Raw genomic sequence first — 26,876 nt, 5'->3', positions numbered from 1 at the left:
CGAGAAGGAAAGACAAAAAAAACATCCGGATTTTGGCTCCGGATGTTTGCTTTTATGAATGGCAATCTCTATTTAACAGTAGTGATTTTACAATAATCGACATCCATTTCCAATTTGGCATTCTTTGGAACTTTGATGCGAAGCGTTTTTTTGATCTTTACCTTTTGCCTGTCTCTTATTATCCGCTGAACCTGATACTCCCTTTCTTTGGCTCCTTCTTCGATCATTCTGGACCTTTCCCTGCGGACCTCTCTTTGAGCCTCACGCTGAGCTTCCCGCGCTTGTATCAAGGCTTCTTCAACCGCTTCCTTTTGAATCTCTTTTAGCTCCTCTTGCATTTCTTTTTGACTATTTGCAATCTCTCGTTGAATTTCCTTTTGATTCTTAGCAACCTTTGCCTGTTTTTCCTTTAACTCCTCTTTGATTCTTTTCATTTCCTCTTTGTGCTCTTCCTGCCATTGCTCAAGATATTCACTGTTCTTTTGAAACTCATCATAATCAAAGGCTATGGAATCACCTGCGAATTCAAAATTCTGATTGAAATTAAAATCAATATCAGGGAAATTTTCAAATTCAGGTAGTACAAAGTGAATCGAATCAATAATATCAATTACCCTGTCGCTCATTTCAGGGATATCGATAACTACATTTCCTAAATACTTATCACTGTTGATAAAGAAATATTCATTGCCAAAATTACTTGAACTGGACCTGATTGTTATCTTCTCGGCATCAGCTTGTGCCAAGATATCCCAGCTGTTAAAAATATCCTCGGCCTCATCCTCAGGTAAGCCCTGAATACTCATGATACCTTCTACTTCAACTTTGTTCTTGTTCCATTCAATAATTTCAATTTCAGCATAAGAGGCTTCAATAGATATTGTGGTGTTGCTGCCCACCTTAAATTCCTGTATGGGTTTGGTGAATTGCTGGGCAAAACAACTCAATGACAATAAAAAACTTAAGACTAATAATTTAAAGTGTGTTCGCTTCATTTTCTTTAGATTTTAATTTTTTTAATTCCTTTTTTAACTCGATCATCAATTGTAGTCTCATTTGTAAATTGTCAATTAGGTTATTAATAAGTTCTTCATCAATTTTATCAATTTCCAATTGTTCACTTTGAAGTTTGTATTCATTTGTCAGGGAATTCATCTTTCGGAAGTATTCCTGGAGAATCAATTTGTTTCCATCAGTTAACTTTAAATTTGCAAGTTCAAAATTAATGGCGGTGAGGTAGTAATTTTCGATTTTCTTTAATTCAGGTGAAAACTCCTCCAATGATACTTTTGAGCTTGTGGCCTGAACAGGAACCTCTGAATCGACCCGGGTCAAAGTAAACAGGTATCCCATACCGAACAATATAATTACTGATGCTGCTACCATGAAGTACTTTCTTATACTCCCAGAAGATCTGTGCAACTCCTTTTGAAGTTTCTTTTCAAAAATAGAACGATGATTATTTGATAATTCTCTCAACACTTTTTCTTCTTTTAATTTTTCTTTAATATCAACTTTCATAATTTTCATGAATTAACAGTTCTTTTAATTTGCTTTTCCCTCTTGACAATTGAGATCTTGATGCAACTTCCGAAATCTCCAATATCTGGGCCACCTCCTGATGATCGTAGCCCTCAAGCAGGTAGAGTTTGACCACATTTTTACACTTTTGGGGCAGTGATTCAATACATTTATATATCACTGCCAAACTGATTTTATTATCGACTTCCCAGGGCTCATCATTAGGGAGGTACGACACATCTTCATTCAATTCAACTGTTGCCAGTTTCTTCTTCTTCAACCAATCAAGGCATTGATTGATTACAATTCTCTTTAACCAGGCTCCGAAAGTAGCCTCACCTGTATAGGTTTCAATCTTTCGAAATGCTTTTATAAATGCTTCCTGCATGACATCCTGCGCAATGTCATCATCTTTGATGAAATTATAGGCAGTATTAAACATTGCTTTACAATAAAGGTCATAAAGCTGCATCTGAGCCAGGCTATCATTGTTTTTGCATTTCTCGATCAAATGCATTTGAAAATTATTATCCATCCGGTTTTTTATTCTTCATTCTAAATACGACGCGAAAATCAAAGTGTTGCAGATTTGAATTATTTAAATTTACGGCATAAATAATCACAGCAAACCAAACCGTTAAAATTTTCAATAAAAAAAGGGCCATAAGGCCCTTTTAATATGAATTATTTTTTGTCTGATCTATGGTTTTGCAACAATCTCCAACTGAAATAAAAGATCAGCATTTGGTGGAATCACCCCATTGGCTCCCTGTTCACCATATCCTAAATGAGAAGGAATAATCAATAAAACTTTGTCTCCGTAATTCATTTGCTGCAAGCCCTCTCTAAATCCGGGAATAAGTGCGGCGTCAGGGCTGTAATCCATTGGGATAGGCCTGTAACCATTCATCTGGTCCCTCCTTCTGTCATATTTACCATAAACTTCTGCTATTTCTTTGACATTGGAATCAAACAAATCACCAGTCATAAAATATCCGGCATAATATACATCTACCTTCGATCCCTGTGCCGGTTTCTCACCAGTACCTTCAGTAATGGTTAATATTTTTAAACCTGAAGGCATTATTTGAGCGGCAGCTTCATTGTTTATGACAAACTGAATCAGTTCTTCCTTTTTCTTTTCTCTCAATTCTTCAACCAATTTTTGCCTTTCCTCAATTTTTGCAAAATAACTTGTGAACTCTGCTGCTGCATCAAAATCTTTGGCCTTTTTTCCAATTCTTATAATCTCAATCCTTTGGATCAGATCATTTTGGGCCATTGAATCAACTACTTCCTGGCCTTGCACAACATAACCAAAAACCGAATGTTTTCCGTCAAGGAATTTTGTTTCCTTATGCGTTATAAAAAACTGTGATCCATTAGAGTCGGGACCCGAATTGGCCATTGACAAAATTCCCGGACCATCATGCGTCAATATTAAATTACCGCTGTCATCCATAGGAAATTCATCTTCAAATTTATACCCAGGATCTCCTGAGCCATTCCCTCTTGGATCACCCCCCTGAATCATAAAATCATTGACGATCCTGTGGAACTTCAGGCCGTCATAAAATCTTTTGCCTTTGTATTTCTCATCCATATAGGGATTGGTGCCTTCAGCAAGTGAGACAAAATTTGCAACAGTTATCGGTACAATTTCATACTCCAGTTTTAACAAAATATCACCCTTGTCTGTTTGGAGATCAGCATAAATTCCATCATCCAGATCGGTATATTTAGTCGTTTTGCATGCACCAAAATTTATCAAAAAGATGAGCAGGATTAGATTAATTACTTTCATTTTCACTTAATTTATTAATTTTTAATAATTGAACTGAATAGATCAAGGGTTGGTTAGGTTGAATTTTATCGTTTCCGGTATAGCCATAAGCTTTGTGAGATGGAAATAAAAAAGTAACTTTCTCCCCTTCCTTCATTAATTTAAAACCGTCCTGAAGACCTGATATCAACTCCTCTTTATCAACGAGATAACTTTTGGTTCCCAATGCTTCCTTTTCATAAAGGACAAGGTCATCAAGACTTCTTATTTCATGACTGTAAAACACCTCATCTCCACTTTTAGGAGTATAGGTTTCAGTGGGTAAAGACACTTCATAATAATACCAGAACCCATGCTCTGAATTCAGGTATTGATGCAAACTGTCTGATTTCATTTTAGCCATAATCATAGCATTTTCTGCTTTATTAAGCAACTTGTTCCGCTCAATGGATTCGCTCATAAAAGAACTTGTTTTTCGAACAATTGGCTTTCGAGCTTCAGGTTTGGCACATGACAGCAAACCGGTAAAAACGATCAGGATGATTAAAAAGTACTTCATGAGGGTAAGGTTAATTCATTTGACAAATCCGGTAAGATATTCACAAACTTTTTAACGGTATCTTTTAAAGAAAGGTCGCTTCTTCCTCCTGCTGCATTGATATGACCACCTCCGTTAAAATATGTACGGGCAAATTCATTCACAGAAAATCCACCGACCGATCTAAAGGAAATTTTGATGATTTTTTGTTTTTTGTCTTCTATAAAGATTGCTGCAAACATAACATTCTTAAGGGATAGCGCGTAGTTGACAAAACCTTCTGTATCTCCCCTCTGAAATTTATAGCGGTTGAGTTCGTTCTGCGACAAGGTGATATAAGCGGTATGAAACCTTTCTAAAACGACCATATTATCTAAAGCCCGTCCCAGCAGTTGCATTCGATTATAAGTATTTACATCGTGTATCTTACTGTAAATATCCGAATTGTTGGCACCCTTTTCCAAAAGGTCTGCCACAACCCTGTGCGTTGCGCTCGTAGTTGCCGGAAAGCGAAAAGATCCTGTATCTGTCAAAATCCCTGCATATAAACAACTGGCTATATTTTTGTCTATCAATTCAGCCTTGCCCATACGGTCAATCAATCGATAGACCATTTCACTCGTTGAGCTCATGGAAGGGTCCACAAAGGCAAAATCAGCAAAATCATCAGGTTGCTGATGATGGTCAATCATGACATAAACAGGCTTAATTTCTTCCATGATGGGTTCCATCACTTCACCCAAACGATGAAATGCATTAAAATCAAGGGTAAAAACCATTGCAGCTTTTCGCAGAATTTCAATTCCTTTTTCGGTATCAGCTTCGAATATATGTATCCGATCTTCACCGGGCATCCATTTCAAAAATCCGGGACAATCATTAGGTGACACAACAGCCACCTCATGACCTAGTTTTTTTAGGAACCAGTACAACGCCAAACTTGAGCCATATGCATCTCCATCAGGATTCCTGTGCGTGACAATGACAATGTTTTTAGGTTCAGAAAGGTCTTCTTGTAGTCGTCGAAAATCTACTTTATTCATAGTTTGCGAATATACAATAAAAATAATATTATCATTCTTATTTCAGATTCTTTAAGATAGTTTTCATTACTTTGTGTTTACCGTAAATATACCTTCAAATCTCTTAAGGGTTATGAAAATTTTTCTTTTACAATTACTGTTTCTCACAACCGTACTTTGTTCCTGCACCAAAAAAGAAACATTCGTTATTTCATTCGCCAGCTGTAACAATCAGAACATTCCCAATAAATTATGGTCACCCATTCTTAGTCATGACCCTGATCTCTTTATCTGGGGAGGTGATATCATTTACTCGGATACCGAAAATATGGCTTTAATGAGAGAGAATTATAAAAGGATGAAAGATGATTTGGCTTATTTGAACTTCAGAAAAAAGATACCTGTCATTGGAACCTGGGACGATCATGATTACGGGCTTAATGACGGAGGTGCGAACTACCTTAAAAAAGATAGTTCACAGCAACTTTTTCTCGATTTTTTTGATGTAGAGCCAGATCATCCTAGAAGAAACCAAAAGGGAATCTATGAATTGTATACTTATGTGAAAGGAGGAGCCTCTGTAAATATCATCGTGCTGGATACGCGTTATTTCAGAAGTGATTTAACCAAAGATCCCACTGGAGAGAAAAGGTATATTCCTACCCATAATCAAGATGCTACTATGCTGGGTGCGCCGCAATGGAAATGGCTGGAGGATATCCTTACAACTTCAGATGCTCAGTTCAACATCATCGTAAGCAGCATTCAGTTTTTATCACATGAACACGGATTTGAAAGCTGGGGAAACATGCCGGGAGAAGTGGAAAAAATGAAAAAACTGATCGTAAAAAGCAAGGCCAGAGGTATAATATTTTTATCGGGCGACAGACACATTGCTGAAATTTCTAAAATAGATATTCAGGGGCTGGACTATCCCTTGGTTGATTTTACTTCGAGCGGTATGACCCATAGCTACGACACCTTTAGCGGAGAACCAAACACCTATAGGATTGGCGATGTTGTAGCCGAAAAAAACTTCGGTCTGCTTACAATTGATGTAAAAGAAAATACAGTTAAAATGGAGATTCGAGGGGAAGATAATTTTCTTTTTAAAGAACTATTACAAAAATATTAAAAAAAGAAGGCTGATACTTTGGTCAATAAGAGTCTAATAAAGTACTTTTGCACAAAATTTGAAATTAAAACAACATGGTAACAAATAGAACATTTACAATGTTAAAACCTGATTCTTTGGAAAAAGGAAATACAGGTGCAATATTAGAAAAGATCAATATGGCCGGATTCAAGATTGTGGCAATGAAACAGACTCAGATGAGCAAGAGGGATGCTGAGACTTTTTATGCGGTCCACAGAGAAAGACCTTTTTTCGGTGATTTGGTTGAATATATGACAAGAGGGCCCATTGTGGCTGCCATCTTGGAAAAAGAAAATGCAGTTGAAGATTTTAGAACACTTATAGGAGCAACCAATCCGGAAGATGCAGCTGATGGTACCATCAGAAAATTATTCGCTACTTCTATTAGTGAAAATGCAGTTCACGGATCGGACAGCAACGAAAATGCCTCAATAGAAGGATCCTTTCATTTTTCAGGAAGAGAGATTTATTAAATTTTTCAGTTTTACAAAATAAAAAAACCATCCTTCAATTGACGGATGGTTTTTTTGTATTCAATTATAACCCTTGAACTGCAAAAGCGGCGGAAGAAAAATCAAGGTATGAAAAACTACATTAATTTTATCGATCTTACTGACACATGCGCTAATGCAGTATCCATCATTTTTACAATTTTATCCTGCCCGTATTGCAATTCCTCGCGTAAAGCAGCAGAGCTTAGCTTTACAAACACAGTGTGGTTTTTTAAAATAACAGATTCGGTATAATTTGCAACACCCTGGCCCATGACTTCAACCCAGGCTTCTTTTACATGAATCTGATCCATTCCTTTTTTCAGCTTATTCTCCTGCAACATTTGAGGTATAAGATCTTTTAGTTTATTGGTGTCATTTTCTCTTTTGCTCATTTCATTTTCTTTTAAAGACCGAACATCTTATAGGACTGGCCTGTTTCTTTAATCAATGCCTCGGTTCTCTTGTCATGCGTGTCTGTTATGAATAACTGGCCAAAACTATCGTCGTTGACAAGATGCAGCAACTGTCCTACCCTTTGGTCGTCTAACTTGTCAAAAATATCGTCAAGCAACAAAATGGGCTTAAACTGTGATTTTTTGGTTATAAAATCAAACTGAGCCAGTTTTAAGGCGATCAAAAATGATTTCTGTTGCCCCTGAGACCCTATCTTCTTTACCGGGTGTTCATTGATCTGAAAAAGAAGGTCGTCTTTGTGTATGCCGGCCGACGAATAATGCAGTGCCCTGTCTTTTTCAAGATGCTGCCTGAGCAAGGTTCTGAAATCCGATTGCTCCAATTGTGTTTTATATGAAAAAGTAACCTCTTCTTTTACACTCGCAGTCGATGACTTTTCAATGATATGACTGTAACGCTTGTTAAATATAGGTGTAAATTCTTTAATAAAAGATTTGCGCTTCTCAAAGATCCTTTCGCCGAAAACGATGAGTTGCTCATCATATATTTCCAGGTTATCACTGTCAAAAGTGAAATTAGATGCAAAGTATTTTAGGAGGGAATTCCTTTGACTAATCGTCTTGTTATAATGAATGAGATCGTGAAAATATGCTCTGTCATTCATTGAGATGATCATATCCATGAACTTTCTTCTCAATTCACTTCCTTCGCTGATCAGGTTCGTATCTGATGGTGAAATGATGACCAAAGGTATCAGTCCAAAATGATCAGAGAGTTTTTCATATTCCTTACCGTTTCTTTTGACTACCTTTTTGTGACCTTTCTTTAAACTGCAATGGATATGCTCAGGCCGATCACCTTTTTTAAAAATACCGTCTAAAACAAAAAAATCTTGTTCATGCTTAATATTTTGAGAGGCAACGGCATTAAAATAGCCCCTGGTGTGCGAGAGATAGTAAATGGCATCCAGTACATTGGTCTTACCCACTCCGTTGTTGCCTACAAGACAATTGATCCTTTCGTCAAAACTAAATGACTTCTCAGAAAAATTCTTAAAGTTGATCAGTGATATACTTTCTAAAAACATAGATAAAATCCTTCTGTGCGCCCAATTGGTTCAACCGATTGAGACACTTTTGTCATCTGCCTGAACAAACAGATACTAACTAATTAATTTTTAACTATTTAAACCCTTTTACTGTTCAAAGAAGTGAACCTTACAAAAAAACAAAAATTAAGTTTAAATTAAGTCAATAATTTGAATAAATATTTTATTTTTGCGCCATTAATAAAAAGACCGATGGCGACTTATAAAAAAAGAGGAAATAAAGTAAAGAAAGGTAATCAGGGAAGCATTGAAGATCAAAGTACTACGGCTGAGGTGTTCAACACTTTAGACGAAACTGCATCAAGATCAGAGCAATGGGTTGAAAAGAATCAAAAGATTATTTTTACCGGATTAATCGTTATAGCAGGAATCATTCTTGCATTTTTAGCATATAACAAATATGTTATTGAACCAAAAGAAAAAGAAGCTGCTGACGAACTTGCTTTCCCAAAACGATATTTTGAGGAAGCTCAAAACACCAGTGTCGCAGTCGATTCATTATACAATCTTAGCCTTAACGGTACAGATGGTAAATATGGCCTTATCGATATCGTTGACAACTATGGCAGTACAAAAGCCGGAAACCTGGCCAAATATATGAGTGGAATCGCTTTTCTTAAAACAGGTGATTACGAAAGTGCCATTAAATATTTAAGTGATTTCTCCTCTGAGGATGAAATGCTCGCCGCACTTGCAAAAGGAAATATTGGAGATGCCTTTGTTGAAATTGGACAACCCGAAGATGGCTTGCAATACTATTTGGAGGCCGCAAGGGTAAAAGACAATAATTTTACCTCACCCTTATATTTATTCAGAGCTGGAAATATAGCGATGGAGCTGGGCAAATTTAAAGATGCTGAAGGGTATTATCAAACCATAAAGGATAATTATCCAAAATCTGAAGAAGCCAAGAATATCGATATTTTTATTCAAAGAGCTCAGATAGCTCAAAAATAAAAGAAACCATGGCAACTGCAAACCTTTCCTTATACGATAGTGAAAGCATACCTGATGCCTCTCCCTTCAAATTTGGTATTGTAGTGTCTGAATGGAATCCTGATATTACCCAAAACCTCTTTGATGGAGCACGTGCTACTTTGCTGGAGCATGGAGCAAAAGATGAAAATATTTTATCGATTAAAGTTCCCGGGAGTTTCGAACTCATAAATGGCTGTAAACAATTACTGATTAATAAAGAGTTGGATGCATTAATTGCGATAGGCAATGTGATCAAAGGAGAAACAGAGCATTTTACTTTTGTCTGTGAAGGCGTTACTCAAGGTATCAAAGATCTCAATCTAAAATATGATACCCCTACCATTTTTTGTGTACTCACTGATCATACCAGGCAACAATCTATTGACAGGTCTGGAGGCAAACACGGGAATAAAGGGATTGAATGCGCTGTAGCAGCCATCAAAATGGCGGCTTTAAACAGTAGTCTTTAAAATAAAGGGCATTTATCAAAGGCTTTTAACATAACTTTATTTGATCAGCTTATCATATTTCTGTAATTTTGTATGAAATGCAAGTGCTATGTTCGGAAATGCTTTTAAACCAAGAGCTCATTATGTATTCAATTACAAACCTCGTTATTATGACGAGCGTAAAGAGCGTTTGGAAAAATTAAAAGAAAAATACAAGAACAAAGACAATTCTGTAACTGATATCCCCAAAATAACAATCTCCAAAGATCATCTTAGATCAAGTTGGCAAAGGCATAAGAAAATGTCATCCAACAGAGCCGTCAACATCCGACTTGCTATTATAATAACTATCTTAGTCGGGATTTTAGCCTATTTATTTGAATTGCATAAACTGTTTTAATGTCAGACTTCATTCGATTACTTCCAGATAATGTGGCGAATCAAATAGCTGCAGGAGAGGTGGTTCAACGTCCTGCTTCTGTGGTGAAGGAATTGCTTGAAAATGCAGTGGATGCTGGAGCAACAGATATAAAACTGATTGTTAAAGACGCAGGAAGATCACTAATCCAACTGATAGATAATGGTCGGGGCATGAGCCCGTCGGATGCAAGAATGTCTTTTGAAAGACATGCTACCTCAAAGATCCAAACAGCGAATGATCTATTTAATTTACATACAAATGGGTTCAGGGGTGAAGCTTTAGCTTCTATTGCCGCCATTGCCCATGTAGTTTTAAGAACAAAAACGGCAGGAGATGAGTTGGCCACAGAAATCAGGATCAACGGGGGCGAATTTATATCGGAGCAAGTCGTTGCCGGACCTGTTGGTTCGAGCTTCGAAGTAAAAAATCTCTTTTATAACATTCCGGCCAGAAGAAATTTTCTCAAATCCAATTCTATTGAAACAAGACATATTATCGATGCTTTTCAAAGAGTGGCTTTTACCTATCCCAAAATAGCCTTTTCTTTTGAGCACAACGGAAGTGAGGTTTTTAAATTACCGGCAGGGTCTTCAAAACAATGGAACAGCAACACCAGGCAGCGTGTGGTAAATATTATGGGGAAAAGCACTAATGAAAAATTGGTTCCTATACATGAAGAAACTGATATTTTAAGTATCAAAGGTTTTATTACCAAACCCTCATTTGCAAAGAAAAAAAAAGGGGAGCAATTCTTTTTTGTCAATAACCGGTTCATCAAAAGTCCTTATCTGCACCATGCAGTAATTAATGCTTATGATGGCTTATTAAATCAGGGATCTCATCCCTCCTATTTTTTATACCTTGATGTGCCAAAAAACAGTGTTGACATTAACATCCACCCAACCAAGACAGAGATAAAATTCGATAATGAACGAGATTTATATGCGATAATAAGGTCTACGATCAAACACAGTCTCGGCCAGTACAATGTAGTGCCAAGTTTAGACTTTGAGAGGGACGCAAGTCTTGACACACCTTATTCTTACAAAGACCGGGCCTATGTAACTAATCCGGTTATTGAGATAGATCAAGGTTTTAATCCCTTTAAAGAAAAAGGGAACACAAAATTTAACAAAGAACGATCTGCAAAGAATCTTCAATGGGAAGCATTATACCTTAGTGACAACCCTGAAAATGAACTCATTGAGAATATTACGGTGGACATGGATAATGTCACCCAAGATTTATTTGACGAAGCTCAGGAGGCTGCCGCCTTGAAAACTTTTCAGGTACAAGCAAAGTTTATTGCAAGTTCGATAAAATCGGGTATGGTTTTGATAGATCAGCATGCTGCTCATCAACGTATACTCTATGAAGAATACCTCGCAAAGGTAACTATGGAAGGTCTTGGACATCAACAATTATTATTTCCCCTTAAAGTTTCGATCAGTAAAAATGATGTAATGATCATTGAACAGATCAGGCAAGATCTGAATAGCGCCGGATTTCATATTTCAGAGATACAGGAAGAAGCACTGGTTCTTGATTCCATACCTTCGGCCATTGCCGAAAAAGAAGTACTAGGCATTATTGAATCACTTATAGAAAATTTTAGGAATGAAGTGCCTGAATCAAGTTTTAGCCAGGTTGACCTGATCACGAAAAGTTTGGCAAAAAGTCTTGCGATCAAACCGGGCACCTCACTTAACAACAGAGAACAAGAGAATCTGTTGAATAAATTATTCTCCTGCAAGGAGCCGAATTATTCGCCATTTGGCAAAAAAACATTTATTACCTTGTCATTAAATGACTTGGAAGAAAAATTTAATTTAGAGTAATATGGGGAAATTGACAGAGGCCATTAAACATTTGATCATATTAAATGTTATTTTTTTTGCAGCCAGTTCCTTGTTCGGCCTGAATCTTGGAAACTGGCTGGCTTTGTACTTCCCAAAAAATGATCACTTTGGATTTTGGCAGTTCGTATCCCATATGTTTATGCATGCAGGGTTTATGCATATTCTCTTTAATATGTATGCCTTATGGGCCTTTGGATCACCTCTGGAGCAGATGTGGGGCCGGAACAAATTCCTTTTCTTTTACTTTTCGGCCGGTATTGGTGCGGGGCTCATATATACTGCCGTCAATTATTTTCAATTCAACAGCATTTACAACGATCTCATAAGCATAGGAGTTGGACCGGAGGATATTCAAATCCTTCTTGAATCGGGAAGGTACAATTCTGCAATTTTGGACCAGATTCCTGAAAAAAAACTATCGGGTATTTACCAAATCTTTAATACTCCAGCTGTGGGGGCCTCGGGCGCCATTTATGGTATCTTGGTAGCCTTTGGAATGAGTTTTCCCAATGCCAAGCTCGCATTGATCTTTTTGCCCGTTCCAATTGCAGCGAAATATTTTATCCCGGTTTTGATCGGGCTAGACCTCTTTTCTGGAGTAACCGGCTTCTCTATTTTTGGTGGTGGAATTGCTCACTTTGCGCATGTAGGAGGAGCAGTGATAGGATTTATCATTATGAAATACTGGCAAAAGAATCAATTCAAATCATGGAATTAACTGCTTTCGAATCATGAATTGGCTAACACACCTATATCAAAATTACCTTTCACGAAGTATTGTTGAAAAAATCATCATCATCAATGTGGTCGTTTTTATCCTGACCTATTTGTTCAACACCCTGTCATTTTTGTTCCAGATAGATGGTAATTTCATCGTTAACTGGTTTTCCCTGCAACCTGATTTCGAACTTTTGCTGTACAGGCCTTGGACAATTATAAGCTATGGATTTCTTCATGTTGGCTTTTTTCACATCTTGTTTAATATGCTTGTGCTGTATTATTTTGGCAACCTCTTTCTTGATTTTTTCAATCATAAGCAGTTTTTGGTCTATTTCCTGCTTGGAATCATGGGAGGCGGATTTGTCTATATGATCTCGTACAATTACCTCCCGGGTCTTAAGACGCAGGAATCACTTTTATTGGGAGCTTCAGCCGGTGTAATGGCCGTTGTAATTGGTATTTCAAGCTATATTCCACATTACTCCATGAGATTTAGATTTATTGGAAACGTCAAATTGTTGTATATTGCTGTAGTTTTGGTTGTATTGGATGTAGTCCAAATACCTACCGGGAATGCCGGTGGTCATTTGGCACATTTGGGCGGATCGCTGATTGGATTGACGATGACAAAATATTTTGATCAAGGCTTGGGTTTGATCAGGTGGGTAGAACAATTGATGTCAAAAAGAGAAAAGAAACCTTTAAAAACAGTTTACAAAAATAGTCAGAAGAAAGCCTATCAGAAAAGAGAAACCAAATCTGAAGAACAGCATAGAATAGACAGTATACTGGATAAAATCAGTAAGTCAGGTTATGACACCCTGACAAAAGAAGAAAAGGATTATCTCTTTAATGCAGGAAAAAAATAAATTAAACGATTCCCCTCTTGAAAAATTTATCGTTTTTAAATAAAATCATATTTTTTGCAAACAACATTGTGGCATTGCTTTTCCTTACCTCAATGACTCTACCCTATATATCGCCTCAGTCATTCCCCCTATTGTCAATCATAAGTTTGGCTGTTCCACTGTTACTGTTTGCCAATGTTGCCTTTATCGTGTACTGGTTGTTATCAGGTATAAAAAAGCAATTTCTTTTATCTTTTTTTTGTATTCTGCTGGCCATTGGCTTGTCAATCTTCCCTTATAAATTTAACAGTAAAACCGTGGTGAGTGGCGGGAGTTTTGCAGTGATGACTTACAACGTGAGGTTATTTAACAAATACAAATGGATAGCCTCAGAAGAAGTCCCCGCTAAAATCTCCAGTTTTATCAAAAAAGAGAATCCCGATATTATCGCTTTTCAGGAATTCAAACACGACAAAGAAGTCGACCTTAATTATCCCTATGTGTATGAAAAACTGAACGGCGGGAAAAGAGCTAATGGTTTAGCTATCCTATCCAAGTACAGGATAGTGAACCAGGGCAGTCTTGATTTTGAAAATTCAAATAACAATGCCATTTTTATAGATATCATTCGTAACAATGATACGATAAGAATCTATAATGTTCATCTTGAATCCTTTGGAATCAGACCAGACAGTGTTGATTTAAATATCGATGAGAGAAAATCTAAGCGACTGATTTACAGATTAAAAAAATCCTTTACCAAGCAACAGGTTCAGGTTGAAAAATTCATGGAACACAGGAATAACTGCCCGTACAAAATAATCATAAGCGGTGATTTTAACAACACAGCTTTTTCCTGGGCTTATTTAAAACTCAAGAATGATCTGAACGACACCTATGTTGAAGCCGGAAAAGGATTTGGAAAAACCTATTCTTTTAATAAATACCCCTTGCGCATAGACTTTATTCTGGCAGATAAGAAATTCCTGGTTAATGAACACAAAAATTACCAGATTGAACTTTCTGATCACGAACCGGTGCTTGCCAGGCTTAGTTATTGATCATTTACCTCCGTAAACATTTTTTTAATACCCTTCAAAAAATTCAATCGATGAAAATATTGTATTTTTGTCAGCGCTAAAGAATTGAGCATGAAGACTGATAAAAAAGTAGCTTTTTATACGCTTGGGTGCAAACTGAATTTTTCAGAAACGTCAACCATTGCGAGAGATTTTCAAAACGAAGGATTCAACAGGGTGGAATTTGATGACTACGCGGATATCTATGTCATCAATACCTGCTCTGTGACGGAAAATGCCGATAAACGCTTTAAAACTATCGTTAAATCAGCCTTAAAGAAAAATGAAGATGCATTCTTAATAGCCATTGGTTGCTATGCGCAGTTAAAGCCTGAAGAACTTGCGAATATTAACGGAGTTGACCTTGTTCTTGGAGCCACCGAAAAATTTAAAGTACTTGACTATATTGAAGATCTTTCAAAAAACCAGATGGGGGAGATTCATTCCTGTGAAATTGATGAAGCAGATTTCTATGTGGGTTCCTATTCCATTGGAGATCGCACAAGAGCTTTCCTCAAAGTACAGGATGGATGCGATTATAAATGCACGTATTGCACCATCCCATTGGCCAGGGGAATTTCCCGAAGTGACACCCTGGAAAATGTGATTGAGAATGCCAAAGAAATATCGGCTAAAGGAATCAAGGAGATTGTACTGACAGGTGTAAACATTGGAGATTACGGGAAAGGTGAATTCGGAAATAAAAAACACGAACATACTTTTCTCGAGTTGGTTCAGGCACTTGATACAGTGCAGGGAATTCATCGAATAAGGATCTCTTCGATTGAACCCAACCTGCTTCAAAATGAAACCATTGATTTTGTGTCAGGTTCAAAAAGTTTTGTTCCGCATTTTCATATACCCCTGCAAAGTGGAAGTGACGAACTGCTGAAAAGCATGAAACGGAGGTATCAGTCGAGCCTGTATGCTGACCGTGTAAAAAAGATCAAAACATTAATGCCTCATGCCTGTATTGGCGTAGATGTTATCGTTGGGTTTCCCGGTGAAACTGATGAGGTGTTTCTTGAGACTTATGAGTTCTTATCCAATCTTGATATTTCCTATCTTCATGTTTTTACTTATTCAGAAAGGCCTAATACCGAAGCCGTTGAAATGAAAGGCGTAATTCCGATTAAGGTCAGAAATAAAAGAAGTAAAATGCTCAGAGGCTTATCGGTCAAAAAAAGGAGGGCTTTTTATGAATCTCAACTTGGGGAGACGCTAACGGTTCTTTTTGAGGGTGAAAACAAAAAAGGATATATTCATGGATTCACAGAAAATTATGTTAAAGTAAAAACACCCTGGAACCCTGCCCTTGTGAATTCGCTGCATCCTGTCAAACTCACGAACATAGATGAGGACGGTCTTGTAAGATTTGAATGGATCAAAGAGGCAGTAATGTGATAAAGGAGTTCTTTTGGTTGAAAGTTTTAGTATTTTTGATTCCACGTTGTACCAATGGAAGATAAAATACACATCTATTTTATGCCTGGCCTGGCTGCCAGCTCAAGAATCTTTGAATTCATACATGTGGCAGAAGATAAATTTGAATTGCATTATCTTGAATGGCTTGAACCTGCAAACGAAAATGAATCTCTTCCCAGTTATGCCGCTAAATACCTTAAGCTTATAGAACACGAACAAGCAGTATTGATAGGCGTGTCGTTTGGAGGAATCCTGGTTCAGGAAATTAGCAGGCTCATCGCGGTTCGCAAAGTAATTATTATCTCAAGTATCAAAAGTCAGGATGAGATGCCCAAAAGATTAAAATTACTGAGAAGTTCGGGTGCTTACAAGTTCTTTCCAACCAAACAAATAGCAAAAATAGATGACTTTTCGAAATACAACTTCCATCCAAACTTGAAAAAAAAAGGTGAATTATATAATAAATATTTAAGTATAAGAAACGAAAAATATCTAAATTGGGCCCTGCGCAATGTATTGTTCTGGAGCAACAAATCTATCCAACCCGGTGTAATACACATCCACGGAACGAAAGATGAGATTTTTCCAATAAAACACGTTAAAGATTGTATTTCCGTTGAAGACGGTACACATGCCATGATCATTATTAAAGCAAAAAAAATAAGTGCAATCATTGAAAACATTTTGTTGGTATGATTCTTGAAAAAACAGACATAAATGATATCATCCTGTTGACGCCTAAGGTGTATTATGACAGCAGAGGTTATTTTATGGAGTCGTATAATGAAAAGAAAGTAGCGATGCTAATCAAAGACCGTTTTGTACAAGACAATGAGTCGGTTTCACATAAGAATGTCTTAAGAGGGCTTCATTTTCAACTTCCTCCTCATGCACAGTCTAAACTGATCAGGGTGGTAAAAGGCAGTATTTTGGATGTTGCCGTTGACTTGAGAAAAGATTCGAGTACTTTTGGAAAACACTTTAAACACGTGTTAAGCGGCGAAAATAAAAAACAACTATACATACCTGCAGGATTCGCTCATGGTTTTTTAAGCCTTGAAGACGATACTATTTTAAATTACAAGTGTTCAGACTATTATGATGCTAAAAGCGAGGCCAGCCTTTTATGGAATGATCCTGATCTCTCCATTGACTGGGGTGTGCTTGATCCGATTTTAGCAGAAAAAGACCGAATGGCGGAAAATTTTGTTACATTTGAAAATCCCTTTTAATTTTAAAATCAAATTACTATGAGCAGATCATATCGATTCATTGTTTTAGCAAGTATTGTTGTTATAGCTTTCTTTTTTATCAACGCGGAAAAATCTGTGAAAAAATCTGAAACCAAAGGCAAAGTAAATGTCGATTCGTCTACAACCAATGATGAGAACAGCTATACAATAAAAGCTCTTAAAATTCCTGAGAACCTGAGTTTTGCGGGAGAAAAAGTACTTCTTGACAAAACTGATATAAAGGAGCGAATAGACAGGGAATTATTAGTGAACACCTATTGGCAGTCAAATGCCCTGTTGTGGTTTAAAAGAACAAACAAATATTTTCCGGTAATCGAACCCATTTTAAAGGAAAAAGGGGTTCCGGATGATTTTAAATATTTATCGGTTATTGAAAGTGACCTTAGAAATGTTACCTCTCCGGCAGGCGCAAAGGGTATGTGGCAAATGCTCAAAGGCGCAGGAAGGGAAAATGGTCTTGAGATCAATGATAATGTCGATGAAAGATATCATTTGGAAAAAGCAACCAGGGCCGCATGTGATTATCTCATTGAGGCCAAAGAAAGACTTGGCAGTTGGACACTGGCTGCAGCGGCATACCACGCCGGCAATTTTGGGATTGAGAAAAGGCTTAAGGAACAAATGGTCGATAATTATTATGACGTTCTTGCAGGTGAAAATACTGAAAGGTATATTCCAAGAATCGTAGCGGCCAAGGAAATCCTAAGCCATCCTGAAAAATACGGTTTTGAATTTGATAAAGATGATCTCTATGAATTAGGTACTACCTATACCGTAAGAGTAGATACAGCAATCACTAATATTGCAAGCTTTGCGCAAAAATTCGATACAAATTACAAGGAATTGAAAATGTACAACCCATGGCTTAGGGAAAACCATTTAAATAATAAATCAAGAAAATTGTACGAGATACAAATTCCTAAATAAAGATCAAGTAGTGCTTCCAGGCTCTTAAGAAAATCATTTTTTGACTAAAAATTGATCTTTGTAATTGACAGTAAGGCCTTATGGTATTCTTTTAAAATGTCTTTAACTATTTTGGATGCGGGCCTAATATCATGTATAAGTCCTGCTATTTGACCAATCTCCAGCTCCCCTTCGTTGAGGTCACCCTCGAACATTCCTTTTTTAGCCCTGCCGCGTCCTAAAAACTCTTTTAACGCTTCGGTATCTGCATGCTTTTCATAAAGTTTTTGAACATTTTGGTAGAATTGATTCTTAATCAGTCTCACCGGAGTTAATTCCTTAAGGGTCAAATGGGTTCCTCCATCTTCTGTTTTCACCACTTCCTGCTTAAAATTCAAATGGGCGGAAGACTCTTCACTCGCAACAAACCGGCTTCCGATTTGAACACCATCAGCACCTAAAACCATGGCGGCAAGCATTCCCCTTCCCGTTGCTATCCCTCCTGCCGCAATCAATGGTATATGAATCTTTTCCTTTACCATAGGGATTAAAGTAAAGGTTGTTGTCTCTTCTCTTCCATTATGGCCTCCGGCTTCAAAACCTTCCGCAACAACGGCATCCACTCCTGCCTCCTGTGATTTTAAAGCAAATTTCACGCTGCTCACCACATGAACCACGGTAATTCCCCTTTCTTTTAAAATACTCGTGTATAATTTCGGGTTTCCGGCTGAAGTAAATACAATCTTTACTTCTTCTTTAATAATGATATCAATGATTTTTTGAAGGTCAGGATAGAACAACGGAATATTAACACCAAATGGTTTAAGGGTTGCTTTTTTACATTTTTGTATATGTTCTCTAAGGACCTCAGGATACATGGAACCAGCACCTATTAAACCCAGGCCCCCTGAATTACTTACAGCGGCAGCGAGTTTATATCCGCTTACCCAAACCATTCCTGCCTGGATGATCGGATAGTCTATTCCAAACAATGATGTGACTTTATTCCTGTTTTCGTTCATATTGAAAGTTGATTCACCCCTGTAAAATTAATTGGTTTAATTCACATTCTCAATGTTTATCTTAGTAAATTACCGGACCGTAATTCAAACATGATTCAAAATAAAAAAACTAAAATAATTGCCCAAACCGTCATATACACGTTTTTAGCACTTTCGGCATTTGCGGCAAATTCTGTAATCTGTAGGTTAGCCCTGAAAGAGAAGGCTATTGATCCTGGATTATTTACCGGTATCCGTTTGATTTCCGGGGCGTCAGTATTGGCTATCCTGGTTTTCTTATCAAGAGGTGACCGATCATCATATTCAAAAGGTTCCTGGGTTTCCGGCTTTGTACTATTCCTGTACGCGGCGGCCTTTTCTTATGCCTATATTACTTTAGAAACAGGAACCGGGGCTTTGATTATATTCGGATCGGTTCAAATCACCATGATCGCCTATTCACTATTATCAGGCTATAAAATGAGTGTTTGGGAATGGCTGGGAGTATTTTTATCCATTGCAGGATTCGTATATTTGATGTTACCTGATGCTAAAACTCCATCGGTTTCAGGCTTTGTTTTAATGACAATTTCGGGTGTCTCCTGGGGTTTATATTCGATACGAGGCAGGGATTCAAAGAACCCGCTCAATGAAACTGCATTTAACTTTTTAAGGGCCACTCCATTTTTAATGCTGCTTTTATTCTTTATTGCAAAAGATGCCAACGCCTCAACCAAGGGAATTCTGCTTGCTCTTTTATCCGGAACAATCACTTCTGGAATTGGCTACACGATATGGTATATGGCTCTAAAGGAACTCAGCTCGATACAAGCCTCGATAGTCCAGCTTTTTGTCCCGGTTCTTGCCGCCATAGGTGGTGTTATTTTTGTAGGAGAACTGATCAGTTCAAAATTAATTATTGCTTCTCTTATGATCTTGGGAGGTGTTTTTTTATTGATCGTTAAGAAAACCAAAGTCAAAACAAATTTATAGGAATCGGTGCTTATTGCAGTGTCAGTAAAAGGTTCAAATTAAATCAATGCATAAGCCCTCTTAACTTATCACGCCGGAACCCAACAATTCATCGTCCTGATACCAGGCCACAAACTGACCTTCAGTGATAGCAGACTGGGGCTCATTGAATGAGACATACATGCCATCAGCTGCTCTGTATAAACTCGCTTTTTTTAATGCCTGACGGTATCGAATCCTGGCCATCACTTCCATTTCTTCACCGATTTCAAGCGCAAGGTCTTCTCTGATCCAGTGAATTTCATCGGCTTTTACAAACAATACATTTCGATATAATCCTCTGTGATGTTTTCCCTCCCCGGCATAGATCACGTTGCGTTCTACGTCAGTATCAATTACAAACAGAGGTTCAACAGTACCTCCGACTGCCAAGCCCTTTCGTTGGCCTTTTGTAAAATAATGGGCCCCCTGATGCTTTCCTACAGCTTTTCCATCCTCCGGGGAATAGTGAAATTTTTGGCTGTTGAACTTAAGGGCCTCTTCCTGATTTGAAAATTCAGGTGTTTCTGTATCATAAATAGTCGAATCATTAGGAATTTGAACGATCAGGCCTTCCTTTGGTTTCAATTGTTGTTGCAAAAATTCAGGTAACCTCACCTTACCAATAAAGCAAAGGCCTTGTGAATCTTTTTTATCTGCAGTAACGAGTCCCTGCTGAGCTGCAATCTCACGGACCTCTGACTTTTTCAATTCCCCAATCGGAAATAAGGCTTTAGCCAGTTGTTGCTGGGACAACTGACACAAAAAATATGACTGGTCCTTATTATCGTCCTTTCCTGCCAACAGGCTATAGACCCTCTCAGCCCCGATCTCCTGCTCCGATTTTCTGCAATAGTGCCCGGTAGCTACATAATCTGCCTTAAGATCCAATGCAATATCCATGAACACGTCAAACTTGATTTCCCTGTTGCACAGTACATCCGGATTTGGCGTTCTGCCCATTTTATATTCCCTGAACATATAATCAACAATCCTTTCCTTGTATTGTTCACTAAGGTCCACAACCTGAAACGGGATGCCTAACTTTTCAGCAACTAGCATCGCATCGTTACTGTCTTCCAGCCAGGGACATTCCTTTGAAATTGTTACTGAATCATCATGCCAGTTTTTCATAAACAGCCCAATCACTTCATAGCCCTGTTGCTTAAGTAAATAAGCAGCAACGCTTGAATCAACTCCACCGGATAATCCTACGATAACTCTTTTCATCGACTATAAAAATTGCGTCGGCAAAGATACAAAAAACAAAATGTATTATAAACAAGCCCCTGCACTTGTTCCAGATTTAATCATGTAAGTAGCACAAAGACATAATTAATCCTTTTCAGGCTTTAAGGCGGGTTGTTCAGTACTCACCAATTCACCGTCGACATAATTTTCCCATGTTCCTACCCTTAGGTCATCCTTAAAAGGTCCTTTTTTGATAAGGTCTCCTGTCTTACGGCTATAGTAAACGGCCATGCCATTTAGTTTTCCGTTGGCGTAATTAAAATCCTGATAAAGAAACCCCTTAATGGAGTACTTTTTATAATTCCCGTGCAGTAATCCATTCTTGTAATAGGCAGTTTCAGTTGGCTCCCCCGAGGGGTAAAAAGTTTTATAGGCACCGTCAAGTTTTCCATTCACGTAATTCTCCTCACTCATTACCGATTTACCATCCGGGTGATAATACAACCATTTACCTTCTCTCTCCTTCCCTCTCATCAGACCTTTGCTTTCAAGTGCTCCCGAAGGCGTAAAAAAACTTACTCTTGCAAGATCGCTGTTATCTTCATATTCCTTTACAATTACAGGAAAATCAGAATCTGATGCCGAAAAATATTTAAAAACCCCGACTTCCTTCCCATGATCAAACTTCCCGGAATATCTGATACGGTTGTTGTTGTAATACTTTCTCCAAACTCCATGTCTTTTGCCCTCAGCATCAAATTGATTGATATCTGCCTGAGCATGTGATGCAAAAAAATTCAAAAAAAAGACCAACAACAGGCTATATCTATACATTTGATTACTATTTCTAATTAAATAACTCAAATAAGCGAAAAATGTTGTTCAAATTAAGCGCTTATTTATGGGGATAAAAATAGAAATATTTTTTAATTTTAGTTTCTCTGCACAGCAGATGATTCTGGCACTGTAAGAAATCACATCAATCATGCGCCAAAAATTAGATTCATCTGAACGGCAACCTGCAGACAAAAGGCACTAAAATGGATCTTATAAGTATTTTGAATAAAGTCATAAATGCAAAGAGAATCTATCGTGATGCCACGGCTGCTGATATTGTAAGGAATCCCGAACTGCTGCCAGAGCTTATTGCTAAAGTATATGATATTGATGACCCTTTGCATATTAAGGCGGCCTGGGTACTGGAATTGGTATATCTTGAAGACGGCTCGCTTTTAGATGCTTATATACATGAATTTATCAGGGGCATGCCGCTGTTAAACCATGAAAGTGCCTTAAGGCCGATTTCAAAAGTTTGCAGCTTGTGGAGTAGCTATTATTTTTCAAAAAAGACTTCAAAAATCAAACCTAGTCAAACTGAAGTGGAAATCATCATCTCCTGTAATTTTGACTGGCTTATTGAATCGCATAAAACAGCCACCCAAGTATTTGCCATGGATACGCTGAAACTATGGAGTTCAGAACAAAATTGGATACAACCGGAACTAAAATCAGTTCTACAAAAAAACGCAGACTTGGGAACAAGCGGATACAGGACGCATGCAAGGAAATTATTAAAAAATCTCTAGAACCATGGTGCATAAAAACGTGTAATAAACTATTTTTGCAGCTTACAAAAAAAATGACTTGACATGAATTTGACAACCTTGAACGCCATATCTCCAATAGACGGCAGGTACAGAAATAAAATAGAAGGCCTAGCTGATTTTTTCTCGGAACAGGCACTCATAAAATACAGGGTTAAAGTAGAGATAGAATATTTTATTGCGCTTTGTCAAATTCCACTCCCACAATTGAAAAGTTTTGACAATGCTCTTTTTAGCACCTTAAAAAGCATCTATACGGATTTCTCTGCTGAAGATGCATTAAGAATTAAGGAAATAGAAAGTATTACCAATCATGATGTCAAAGCCGTTGAATATTTTATCAAGGAGAAATTTGACCAACTGAATCTGCATAAATACAAGGAGTTTATCCATTTTGGACTTACTTCACAAGATATTAACAATACTGCTGTACCCTTGAGTTTAAAAGATGCTTATAACAGTGTTTATTTACCCGAGCTGGATGCGCTGATTAAAAAGCTCGAATCACTTGCAACCGAGTGGAGTGCTGTTTCCATGCTCGCAAAAACACATGGACAACCTGCTTCTCCAACCCGTTTGGGTAAAGAGATATATGTTTTTGTTGAAAGGATAAAGCAGCAATTAAAGTTGCTAAAAGAAATACCTTTTGCCGGGAAATTTGGAGGGGCGACAGGAAATTTCAATGCACATAAAGTGGCATATCCAGATTATGACTGGAAAGCTTTTGGAAGTCATTTTGTTCAGGATGTCCTCGGGTTGACACATTCTTTCCCAACGACCCAGATAGAGCATTATGACCATTTGGCTGCTTTATTTGATGGGTTAAAAAGGATCAATACTATTGTTATCGACCTCGACAGGGATTTTTGGCAATATATTTCGATGAATTATTTCAAACAAAAAATTAAAAAAGGAGAAGTAGGTTCTTCGGCCATGCCCCATAAGGTAAACCCTATAGATTTTGAGAATAGCGAAGGAAATCTTGGCATTGCCAATGCTATTTTTGAACATCTATCGGCTAAACTGCCTATTTCCAGATTGCAAAGAGATTTGACCGATTCAACCGTGCTTAGAAATATTGGAGTTCCTGTTGGCCACACTATCATATCTTTTACTTCTACTGTAAAAGGGTTAAACAAACTGCTCTTGAATCAGGAAGCTTTTGACAAGGATCTTGAGGATAACTGGGCTGTAGCCGCAGAAGCCATTCAAACCATATTGAGACGTGAGGCTTACCCGGATCCCTATGAGGCTTTGAAAGGACTTACAAGGACCAACGCCAAGATCGACCAAAAAGCAATAGCCGACTTTATAGATACGCTTGCAGTGACCGACGAGATAAAAAAGGAATTAAAAGCTATTACACCTCACAATTACACTGGAATTTAATCAATCAGCCATGCGCCATTTTTTGACAATCATGATGTTTTATCTTACTGTTTCCTGTATCAACGGCAGTAAATTACACCTGGATGATCTTAAAAAGGGCAGATTTAAAACCATTTTAGAAGACAAAGAGACGGTTTCGTTTGCAACACGCAATGATTCGATTCAAATTGAAGATTTTAATGGAGTCAAGGATACATTCAATATAAAGTGGCTTGACCAGTTTGAATATGTATTAACCAAAAGAAGCCCGAAAACACTTTTGGACAGTACCCCTTTTCATGTAAAGATTATCAGTATTAAAGAGGATACCTATACCTTTAAAGCTTATTATAAAGGATCTAAATTCAAACAAAAGGGTACGGCCATAAAACTGGAATAATCCAATCAGCAAAACACTTGAATCATGGAAATATTTTCTCACATCGATACATGGGTAGCTCTACTAACTTTAACTTTCCTTGAAATAGTTCTTGGAATCGATAATATAATTTTTATCTCGATTACCGCGGGTAAGCTTCCTCAAAACCGGATTAAAAAAGCAACAAATATAGGGCTGGTGCTGGCCATGGTCTTTAGAATTTTATTACTCATAGGCGTCTCCTATATCATCGCCATGAAAGACATTCTTTTTGAGGTCGATCTCTCCTGGTTTCAGGCTTCCGTTTCAGGGCAAAGTCTGATTCTGTTAGGTGGTGGTTTTTTCCTGTTGTACAAAAGCACGCATGAAATCCATCAAAAGGTGGAAGGCGCTGAACACGATACTAGTGCCGGCAGTAATGTGAAGTCTTCGCTGTCTGCCGTCATTGTTCAAATCGTGCTTATAGACATTGTTTTTTCCTTTGACTCAGTTTTGACCGCTGTTGGAATGACCAATGGTCTGGATGGAGCTTTGATTATCATGATTATAGCTGTTGTTGTATCCATTTTGATCATGATGATCTTTGCCTTGCCTGTCGGAAAATTTGTCAATAAACATCCTACAGTACAAATGCTGGCCTTATCGTTTCTGATTCTTATCGGTTTTATGCTTGTGACAGAAAGTGCGCATTTATCGAATGCAGTAATTTTTGGCCAGCGCGTTGGTGCCATACCAAAAGGTTACCTGTACTTTGCCATTGCTTTCTCACTTCTTGTTGAAGCCCTCAATATGAAGGTCAGAAAGCTCAAAATAAAAATATAACTCGATTCATATTTGCATCTTCACCTCTTTTAAAAGAACAAGGGAAAATCTCTCAAGGGGTACTGATGTACTGCATACCAAAAGTAAGTGAAGCTTCGTTACGACATTTTGTATTGTGTCAATGTGCCTTGGGTTACTTAGACAAGTAGGATATAAGTCTAATTTTGCATGGAATTAATTTAAGAAATCCATGTATTTATTCAAATTGAACAAATCGTTTTTAAAAGGAGTTTTGGTCCTGGGAACCGTTTTAATGCTGGCTCAGACCCATGCGCAATCGAGCACTGTTATAAGTCTTGAAGAAGTAAAAACCCGCGCAAAGGAAAATAATAACAGTCTAAAGATCTCACAACAAGACTATGCCCTGGCAAAAGGACAATACGAAAGTTCGAGAGCCGTTTTACTGCCTCAGATCAGACTGAGTAATACGAGTACTTTCACAAATAACCCTTTGCAGGCATTTGGTTTCAAATTGCTTCAAAGAGATGTAGCATCTGCTGATTTTGACCCCGAACTGCTCAATGATCCGGGTAATGTAGAGAACTTCAACACAAGGATTGAACTCATGCAACCCCTGATCAACGTAGATGGTTGGAAAGAAAGAAAAATGGCCAATCTCAATTTGGAAGCTTCAAACCTTCAGGCACAGAGAACAGAGGAATATATAGAACTTGAAGCCATCAAAACCTATATGCAACTCCAATTGGCTCATAAATCAATTGAAGTTATTAAAAAAGCTAAAGAAACAGCTTCTCAGAATCAGATTTGGGCAAAAAATACCTATGATCAGGGCTTGATGCAAAGTGCCGCTTATCTCGATATGGAAGTCAGGTTGGCCGAGATAGAACACAAACTTCACCTGGCCAGGTCTAACTTTCAAAACGTCTCTGAATACCTTGCTTTTTTAATAGGAAATACAGACCCAGGAGTACTTATGCCATCAGATGAATTAACACTGGACGTAGTTGGCTCCGAAGACGATTTTACCTTGAACAGCAACCGCAAGGACCTTCTTGCGATGCAGTATTCCATAGATGCCCAGGAACAAATGCTTCAATCATCAAAAATGAGTTTTATCCCCAGAGCCAATGCTGTGGCAAATTATGAATGGAATGATGCCTCGTTTATGGGTTTTGGAGCCAACAACTATATGATTGGTCTGCAACTGTCCTGGGATATTTTTAGTGGTTATAAAAACATCGGTAAAATTCACCAGGAAAAAGCGCTTTTAGAAAAAGCCACGCTCAAACAACAAAAATATATTCAGGAAAGTGAATTGGAAATCAATAAAGCCAAACGTCAATTTTCAGATGCCAAAAAACAGATAGAGCTTACCGGTCTTTCCCTGACACAATCAAAAGAAGCATTCAGGATCACAGATAACAGGTTTAAGCAAGGTTTGGAAAAATCAAAAGACCTTCTCTTCGCTGAAACAAAATACCATGAAAAAGAACTTGAATATGCAAGGGCCATCTTCAACTTCAACTTTTCAAAAGTCTATTTAAATTTCTTAACACGATAATCAA

30 protein-coding genes are annotated in these 26,876 nt (G+C 37.7%); 19 read left to right on the top strand and 11 right to left on the bottom strand.

The features are described from left to right. Positions 1–68: 68 nt before the first annotated feature. The 6 genes from AABB81_RS01570 to AABB81_RS01545 all read right to left on the bottom strand — a co-directional run bounded on the left by AABB81_RS01570 (position 69) and on the right by AABB81_RS01545 (position 4,885). Positions 69–995 (bottom strand): flotillin family protein, encoded by a 927-nt coding sequence (locus AABB81_RS01570; RefSeq protein ID WP_342158140.1) that lies wholly within the window; start codon positions 993–995, stop codon positions 69–71. Then, the gene (locus AABB81_RS01565; protein ID WP_342158139.1) at positions 976–1,521 is read right to left on the bottom strand and encodes a hypothetical protein; all 546 of its coding nucleotides are present in this window, start codon (positions 1,519–1,521) and stop codon (positions 976–978) included. The genes AABB81_RS01570 and AABB81_RS01565 overlap by 20 nt, the downstream gene beginning before the upstream one ends. Next, on the bottom strand, positions 1,511–2,056 hold the full coding sequence (locus AABB81_RS01560) for an RNA polymerase sigma factor (protein WP_342158137.1): 546 nt from the start codon (positions 2,054–2,056) through the stop codon (positions 1,511–1,513). Before AABB81_RS01560 ends, AABB81_RS01565 begins: the two co-directional genes overlap by 11 nt. A gap of 165 nt (positions 2,057–2,221) precedes the next feature. Beyond that, on the bottom strand, positions 2,222–3,325 hold the full coding sequence (locus tag AABB81_RS01555; protein WP_342158135.1) for a peptidylprolyl isomerase: 1,104 nt from the start codon (positions 3,323–3,325) through the stop codon (positions 2,222–2,224). Beyond that, positions 3,312–3,863, bottom strand: a complete 552-nt coding sequence (gldI, locus tag AABB81_RS01550) for a gliding motility-associated peptidyl-prolyl isomerase GldI (RefSeq protein ID WP_342158134.1) — start codon at positions 3,861–3,863, stop codon at positions 3,312–3,314. Before gldI ends, AABB81_RS01555 begins: the two co-directional genes overlap by 14 nt. Beyond that, on the bottom strand, positions 3,860–4,885 hold the full coding sequence (locus tag AABB81_RS01545) for a DHH family phosphoesterase (protein ID WP_342158132.1): 1,026 nt from the start codon (positions 4,883–4,885) through the stop codon (positions 3,860–3,862). Before AABB81_RS01545 ends, gldI begins: the two co-directional genes overlap by 4 nt. A gap of 112 nt (positions 4,886–4,997) precedes the next feature. Here AABB81_RS01545 and AABB81_RS01540 point away from each other — a divergent pair, with 112 nt between their 5' ends. Beyond that, the gene (locus tag AABB81_RS01540) at positions 4,998–5,999 is read left to right on the top strand and encodes an alkaline phosphatase D family protein (RefSeq protein WP_342158131.1); all 1,002 of its coding nucleotides are present in this window, start codon (positions 4,998–5,000) and stop codon (positions 5,997–5,999) included. A gap of 74 nt (positions 6,000–6,073) precedes the next feature. Then, positions 6,074–6,493, top strand: coding sequence for a nucleoside-diphosphate kinase (locus tag AABB81_RS01535; RefSeq protein ID WP_342158129.1), 420 nt, complete (start codon positions 6,074–6,076; stop codon positions 6,491–6,493). A gap of 116 nt (positions 6,494–6,609) precedes the next feature. Here the strand turns inward: AABB81_RS01535 and AABB81_RS01530 are convergent, their stop codons facing one another. After that, positions 6,610–6,906, bottom strand: a complete 297-nt coding sequence (locus tag AABB81_RS01530) for a DciA family protein (RefSeq protein ID WP_342158127.1) — start codon at positions 6,904–6,906, stop codon at positions 6,610–6,612. An 11-nt stretch (positions 6,907–6,917) separates the two neighbouring features. Beyond that, positions 6,918–8,015, bottom strand: coding sequence for a DNA replication/repair protein RecF (gene recF, locus AABB81_RS01525; protein ID WP_342158126.1), 1,098 nt, complete (start codon positions 8,013–8,015; stop codon positions 6,918–6,920). Positions 8,016–8,228: 213 nt separating this feature from the next. Here recF and AABB81_RS01520 point away from each other — a divergent pair, with 213 nt between their 5' ends. The 11 genes from AABB81_RS01520 to AABB81_RS01470 all read left to right on the top strand — a co-directional run bounded on the left by AABB81_RS01520 (position 8,229) and on the right by AABB81_RS01470 (position 17,995). Beyond that, a complete protein-coding gene (locus AABB81_RS01520; RefSeq protein WP_342158124.1) occupies positions 8,229–8,993 on the top strand; it encodes a tetratricopeptide repeat protein in 765 nt (254 codons plus the stop codon). A gap of 8 nt (positions 8,994–9,001) precedes the next feature. Beyond that, positions 9,002–9,484, top strand: a complete 483-nt coding sequence (gene ribH / locus AABB81_RS01515) for a 6,7-dimethyl-8-ribityllumazine synthase (protein WP_342158123.1) — start codon at positions 9,002–9,004, stop codon at positions 9,482–9,484. An 88-nt stretch (positions 9,485–9,572) separates the two neighbouring features. Continuing rightward, entirely contained in the window at positions 9,573–9,863 is a 291-nt protein-coding gene (locus tag AABB81_RS01510) for a hypothetical protein (protein ID WP_342158122.1), read from the top strand. After that, complete coding sequence (gene mutL / locus AABB81_RS01505) at positions 9,863–11,722, top strand: DNA mismatch repair endonuclease MutL (RefSeq protein WP_342158121.1); 1,860 nt, start codon at positions 9,863–9,865, stop codon at positions 11,720–11,722. The genes AABB81_RS01510 and mutL overlap by 1 nt, the downstream gene beginning before the upstream one ends. 1 nt (position 11,723) lies before the next feature. Then, the gene (locus AABB81_RS01500; protein ID WP_342158120.1) at positions 11,724–12,461 is read left to right on the top strand and encodes a rhomboid family intramembrane serine protease; all 738 of its coding nucleotides are present in this window, start codon (positions 11,724–11,726) and stop codon (positions 12,459–12,461) included. Positions 12,462–12,474: 13 nt separating this feature from the next. Next, positions 12,475–13,332 (top strand): rhomboid family intramembrane serine protease, encoded by an 858-nt coding sequence (locus tag AABB81_RS01495; protein WP_342158118.1) that lies wholly within the window; start codon positions 12,475–12,477, stop codon positions 13,330–13,332. Positions 13,333–13,478: 146 nt separating this feature from the next. Then, positions 13,479–14,372, top strand: a complete 894-nt coding sequence (locus AABB81_RS01490) for an endonuclease/exonuclease/phosphatase family protein (protein WP_342158117.1) — start codon at positions 13,479–13,481, stop codon at positions 14,370–14,372. 90 nt (positions 14,373–14,462) lie between these two features. Beyond that, positions 14,463–15,794, top strand: coding sequence for a tRNA (N(6)-L-threonylcarbamoyladenosine(37)-C(2))-methylthiotransferase MtaB (mtaB, locus tag AABB81_RS01485; protein WP_342158115.1), 1,332 nt, complete (start codon positions 14,463–14,465; stop codon positions 15,792–15,794). A 54-nt stretch (positions 15,795–15,848) separates the two neighbouring features. Beyond that, positions 15,849–16,511, top strand: coding sequence for an alpha/beta hydrolase (locus AABB81_RS01480; protein ID WP_342158112.1), 663 nt, complete (start codon positions 15,849–15,851; stop codon positions 16,509–16,511). Further along, positions 16,508–17,047 (top strand): dTDP-4-dehydrorhamnose 3,5-epimerase, encoded by a 540-nt coding sequence (gene rfbC / locus AABB81_RS01475; RefSeq protein WP_342158110.1) that lies wholly within the window; start codon positions 16,508–16,510, stop codon positions 17,045–17,047. Before AABB81_RS01480 ends, rfbC begins: the two co-directional genes overlap by 4 nt. An 18-nt stretch (positions 17,048–17,065) precedes the next feature. Next, positions 17,066–17,995: a lytic transglycosylase domain-containing protein gene (locus AABB81_RS01470; RefSeq protein ID WP_342158109.1), complete on the top strand. Its 930-nt coding sequence runs from the start codon at positions 17,066–17,068 to the stop codon at positions 17,993–17,995. Between the two features lie 44 nt (positions 17,996–18,039). Here AABB81_RS01470 and AABB81_RS01465 read toward each other — a convergent pair whose 3' ends face one another. Then, positions 18,040–18,996 (bottom strand): NAD(P)H-dependent flavin oxidoreductase, encoded by a 957-nt coding sequence (locus tag AABB81_RS01465; protein WP_342158108.1) that lies wholly within the window; start codon positions 18,994–18,996, stop codon positions 18,040–18,042. Between the two features lie 90 nt (positions 18,997–19,086). On the opposite strand from AABB81_RS01465, the gene AABB81_RS01460 reads away from it, so the two are divergent. Continuing rightward, positions 19,087–19,968, top strand: coding sequence for a DMT family transporter (locus AABB81_RS01460; RefSeq protein WP_342158107.1), 882 nt, complete (start codon positions 19,087–19,089; stop codon positions 19,966–19,968). 60 nt (positions 19,969–20,028) lie between these two features. Here AABB81_RS01460 and mnmA read toward each other — a convergent pair whose 3' ends face one another. Both mnmA and AABB81_RS01450 read right to left on the bottom strand, forming a co-directional pair. Then, positions 20,029–21,216, bottom strand: coding sequence for a tRNA 2-thiouridine(34) synthase MnmA (mnmA, locus tag AABB81_RS01455; RefSeq protein WP_342158106.1), 1,188 nt, complete (start codon positions 21,214–21,216; stop codon positions 20,029–20,031). Positions 21,217–21,321: 105 nt separating this feature from the next. Then, complete coding sequence (locus tag AABB81_RS01450) at positions 21,322–22,011, bottom strand: toxin-antitoxin system YwqK family antitoxin (protein WP_342158105.1); 690 nt, start codon at positions 22,009–22,011, stop codon at positions 21,322–21,324. 206 nt (positions 22,012–22,217) lie between these two features. Between AABB81_RS01450 and AABB81_RS01445 the strand changes: the two genes are divergently transcribed. From AABB81_RS01445 to AABB81_RS01425, 5 genes are all read left to right on the top strand, one after another. Continuing rightward, positions 22,218–22,763, top strand: coding sequence for a hypothetical protein (locus AABB81_RS01445; protein WP_342158104.1), 546 nt, complete (start codon positions 22,218–22,220; stop codon positions 22,761–22,763). A gap of 63 nt (positions 22,764–22,826) precedes the next feature. Further along, complete coding sequence (gene purB, locus AABB81_RS01440) at positions 22,827–24,170, top strand: adenylosuccinate lyase (protein WP_342158103.1); 1,344 nt, start codon at positions 22,827–22,829, stop codon at positions 24,168–24,170. Positions 24,171–24,180: 10 nt separating this feature from the next. Then, complete coding sequence (locus AABB81_RS01435; RefSeq protein ID WP_342158102.1) at positions 24,181–24,549, top strand: hypothetical protein; 369 nt, start codon at positions 24,181–24,183, stop codon at positions 24,547–24,549. 24 nt (positions 24,550–24,573) lie between these two features. Then, positions 24,574–25,350, top strand: coding sequence for a TerC family protein (locus tag AABB81_RS01430; protein WP_342158101.1), 777 nt, complete (start codon positions 24,574–24,576; stop codon positions 25,348–25,350). A gap of 190 nt (positions 25,351–25,540) precedes the next feature. Then, entirely contained in the window at positions 25,541–26,872 is a 1,332-nt protein-coding gene (locus AABB81_RS01425) for a TolC family protein (protein ID WP_342158100.1), read from the top strand. Positions 26,873–26,876: the final 4 nt, after the last annotated feature.

This window comes from Lutimonas vermicola, from assembly GCF_038433205.1.
In the GTDB taxonomy this organism is placed as follows: Bacteria; Bacteroidota; Bacteroidia; order Flavobacteriales; family Flavobacteriaceae; genus Lutimonas; species Lutimonas vermicola.
The sequence above is the reverse complement of the archived record's forward strand: the minus strand, read 5'-3'. Positions and strand labels throughout refer to the sequence as shown.

What these genes read in the sequence shown, in the direction of transcription:
- AABB81_RS01445 (WP_342158104.1), top strand. Translation starts at nt 22,218, where the DNA reads ATGGATCTTATAAGTATTTTGAATAAAGTCATAAATGCAAAGAGAATC.
- AABB81_RS01555 (WP_342158135.1), bottom strand. Translation starts at nt 3,325, where the DNA reads ATGAAAGTAATTAATCTAATCCTGCTCATCTTTTTGATAAATTTTGGT.
- mnmA (WP_342158106.1), bottom strand. Translation starts at nt 21,216, where the DNA reads ATGAAAAGAGTTATCGTAGGATTATCCGGTGGAGTTGATTCAAGCGTT.
- mtaB (WP_342158115.1), top strand. Translation starts at nt 14,463, where the DNA reads ATGAAGACTGATAAAAAAGTAGCTTTTTATACGCTTGGGTGCAAACTG.
- AABB81_RS01450 (WP_342158105.1), bottom strand. Translation starts at nt 22,011, where the DNA reads ATGTATAGATATAGCCTGTTGTTGGTCTTTTTTTTGAATTTTTTTGCA.
- AABB81_RS01480 (WP_342158112.1), top strand. Translation starts at nt 15,849, where the DNA reads ATGGAAGATAAAATACACATCTATTTTATGCCTGGCCTGGCTGCCAGC.
- AABB81_RS01435 (WP_342158102.1), top strand. Translation starts at nt 24,181, where the DNA reads ATGCGCCATTTTTTGACAATCATGATGTTTTATCTTACTGTTTCCTGT.
- AABB81_RS01430 (WP_342158101.1), top strand. Translation starts at nt 24,574, where the DNA reads ATGGAAATATTTTCTCACATCGATACATGGGTAGCTCTACTAACTTTA.
- gldI (WP_342158134.1), bottom strand. Translation starts at nt 3,863, where the DNA reads ATGAAGTACTTTTTAATCATCCTGATCGTTTTTACCGGTTTGCTGTCA.
- AABB81_RS01560 (WP_342158137.1), bottom strand. Translation starts at nt 2,056, where the DNA reads ATGGATAATAATTTTCAAATGCATTTGATCGAGAAATGCAAAAACAAT.
- purB (WP_342158103.1), top strand. Translation starts at nt 22,827, where the DNA reads ATGAATTTGACAACCTTGAACGCCATATCTCCAATAGACGGCAGGTAC.
- AABB81_RS01500 (WP_342158120.1), top strand. Translation starts at nt 11,724, where the DNA reads ATGGGGAAATTGACAGAGGCCATTAAACATTTGATCATATTAAATGTT.
- AABB81_RS01570 (WP_342158140.1), bottom strand. Translation starts at nt 995, where the DNA reads ATGAAGCGAACACACTTTAAATTATTAGTCTTAAGTTTTTTATTGTCA.
- recF (WP_342158126.1), bottom strand. Translation starts at nt 8,015, where the DNA reads ATGTTTTTAGAAAGTATATCACTGATCAACTTTAAGAATTTTTCTGAG.
- AABB81_RS01465 (WP_342158108.1), bottom strand. Translation starts at nt 18,996, where the DNA reads ATGAACGAAAACAGGAATAAAGTCACATCATTGTTTGGAATAGACTAT.
- AABB81_RS01510 (WP_342158122.1), top strand. Translation starts at nt 9,573, where the DNA reads ATGTTCGGAAATGCTTTTAAACCAAGAGCTCATTATGTATTCAATTAC.
- mutL (WP_342158121.1), top strand. Translation starts at nt 9,863, where the DNA reads ATGTCAGACTTCATTCGATTACTTCCAGATAATGTGGCGAATCAAATA.
- AABB81_RS01565 (WP_342158139.1), bottom strand. Translation starts at nt 1,521, where the DNA reads ATGAAAGTTGATATTAAAGAAAAATTAAAAGAAGAAAAAGTGTTGAGA.
- AABB81_RS01520 (WP_342158124.1), top strand. Translation starts at nt 8,229, where the DNA reads ATGGCGACTTATAAAAAAAGAGGAAATAAAGTAAAGAAAGGTAATCAG.
- AABB81_RS01530 (WP_342158127.1), bottom strand. Translation starts at nt 6,906, where the DNA reads ATGAGCAAAAGAGAAAATGACACCAATAAACTAAAAGATCTTATACCT.
- AABB81_RS01535 (WP_342158129.1), top strand. Translation starts at nt 6,074, where the DNA reads ATGGTAACAAATAGAACATTTACAATGTTAAAACCTGATTCTTTGGAA.
- AABB81_RS01540 (WP_342158131.1), top strand. Translation starts at nt 4,998, where the DNA reads ATGAAAATTTTTCTTTTACAATTACTGTTTCTCACAACCGTACTTTGT.
- AABB81_RS01495 (WP_342158118.1), top strand. Translation starts at nt 12,475, where the DNA reads ATGAATTGGCTAACACACCTATATCAAAATTACCTTTCACGAAGTATT.
- AABB81_RS01545 (WP_342158132.1), bottom strand. Translation starts at nt 4,885, where the DNA reads ATGAATAAAGTAGATTTTCGACGACTACAAGAAGACCTTTCTGAACCT.
- AABB81_RS01460 (WP_342158107.1), top strand. Translation starts at nt 19,087, where the DNA reads ATGATTCAAAATAAAAAAACTAAAATAATTGCCCAAACCGTCATATAC.
- AABB81_RS01470 (WP_342158109.1), top strand. Translation starts at nt 17,066, where the DNA reads ATGAGCAGATCATATCGATTCATTGTTTTAGCAAGTATTGTTGTTATA.
- ribH (WP_342158123.1), top strand. Translation starts at nt 9,002, where the DNA reads ATGGCAACTGCAAACCTTTCCTTATACGATAGTGAAAGCATACCTGAT.
- rfbC (WP_342158110.1), top strand. Translation starts at nt 16,508, where the DNA reads ATGATTCTTGAAAAAACAGACATAAATGATATCATCCTGTTGACGCCT.
- AABB81_RS01425 (WP_342158100.1), top strand. Translation starts at nt 25,541, where the DNA reads ATGTATTTATTCAAATTGAACAAATCGTTTTTAAAAGGAGTTTTGGTC.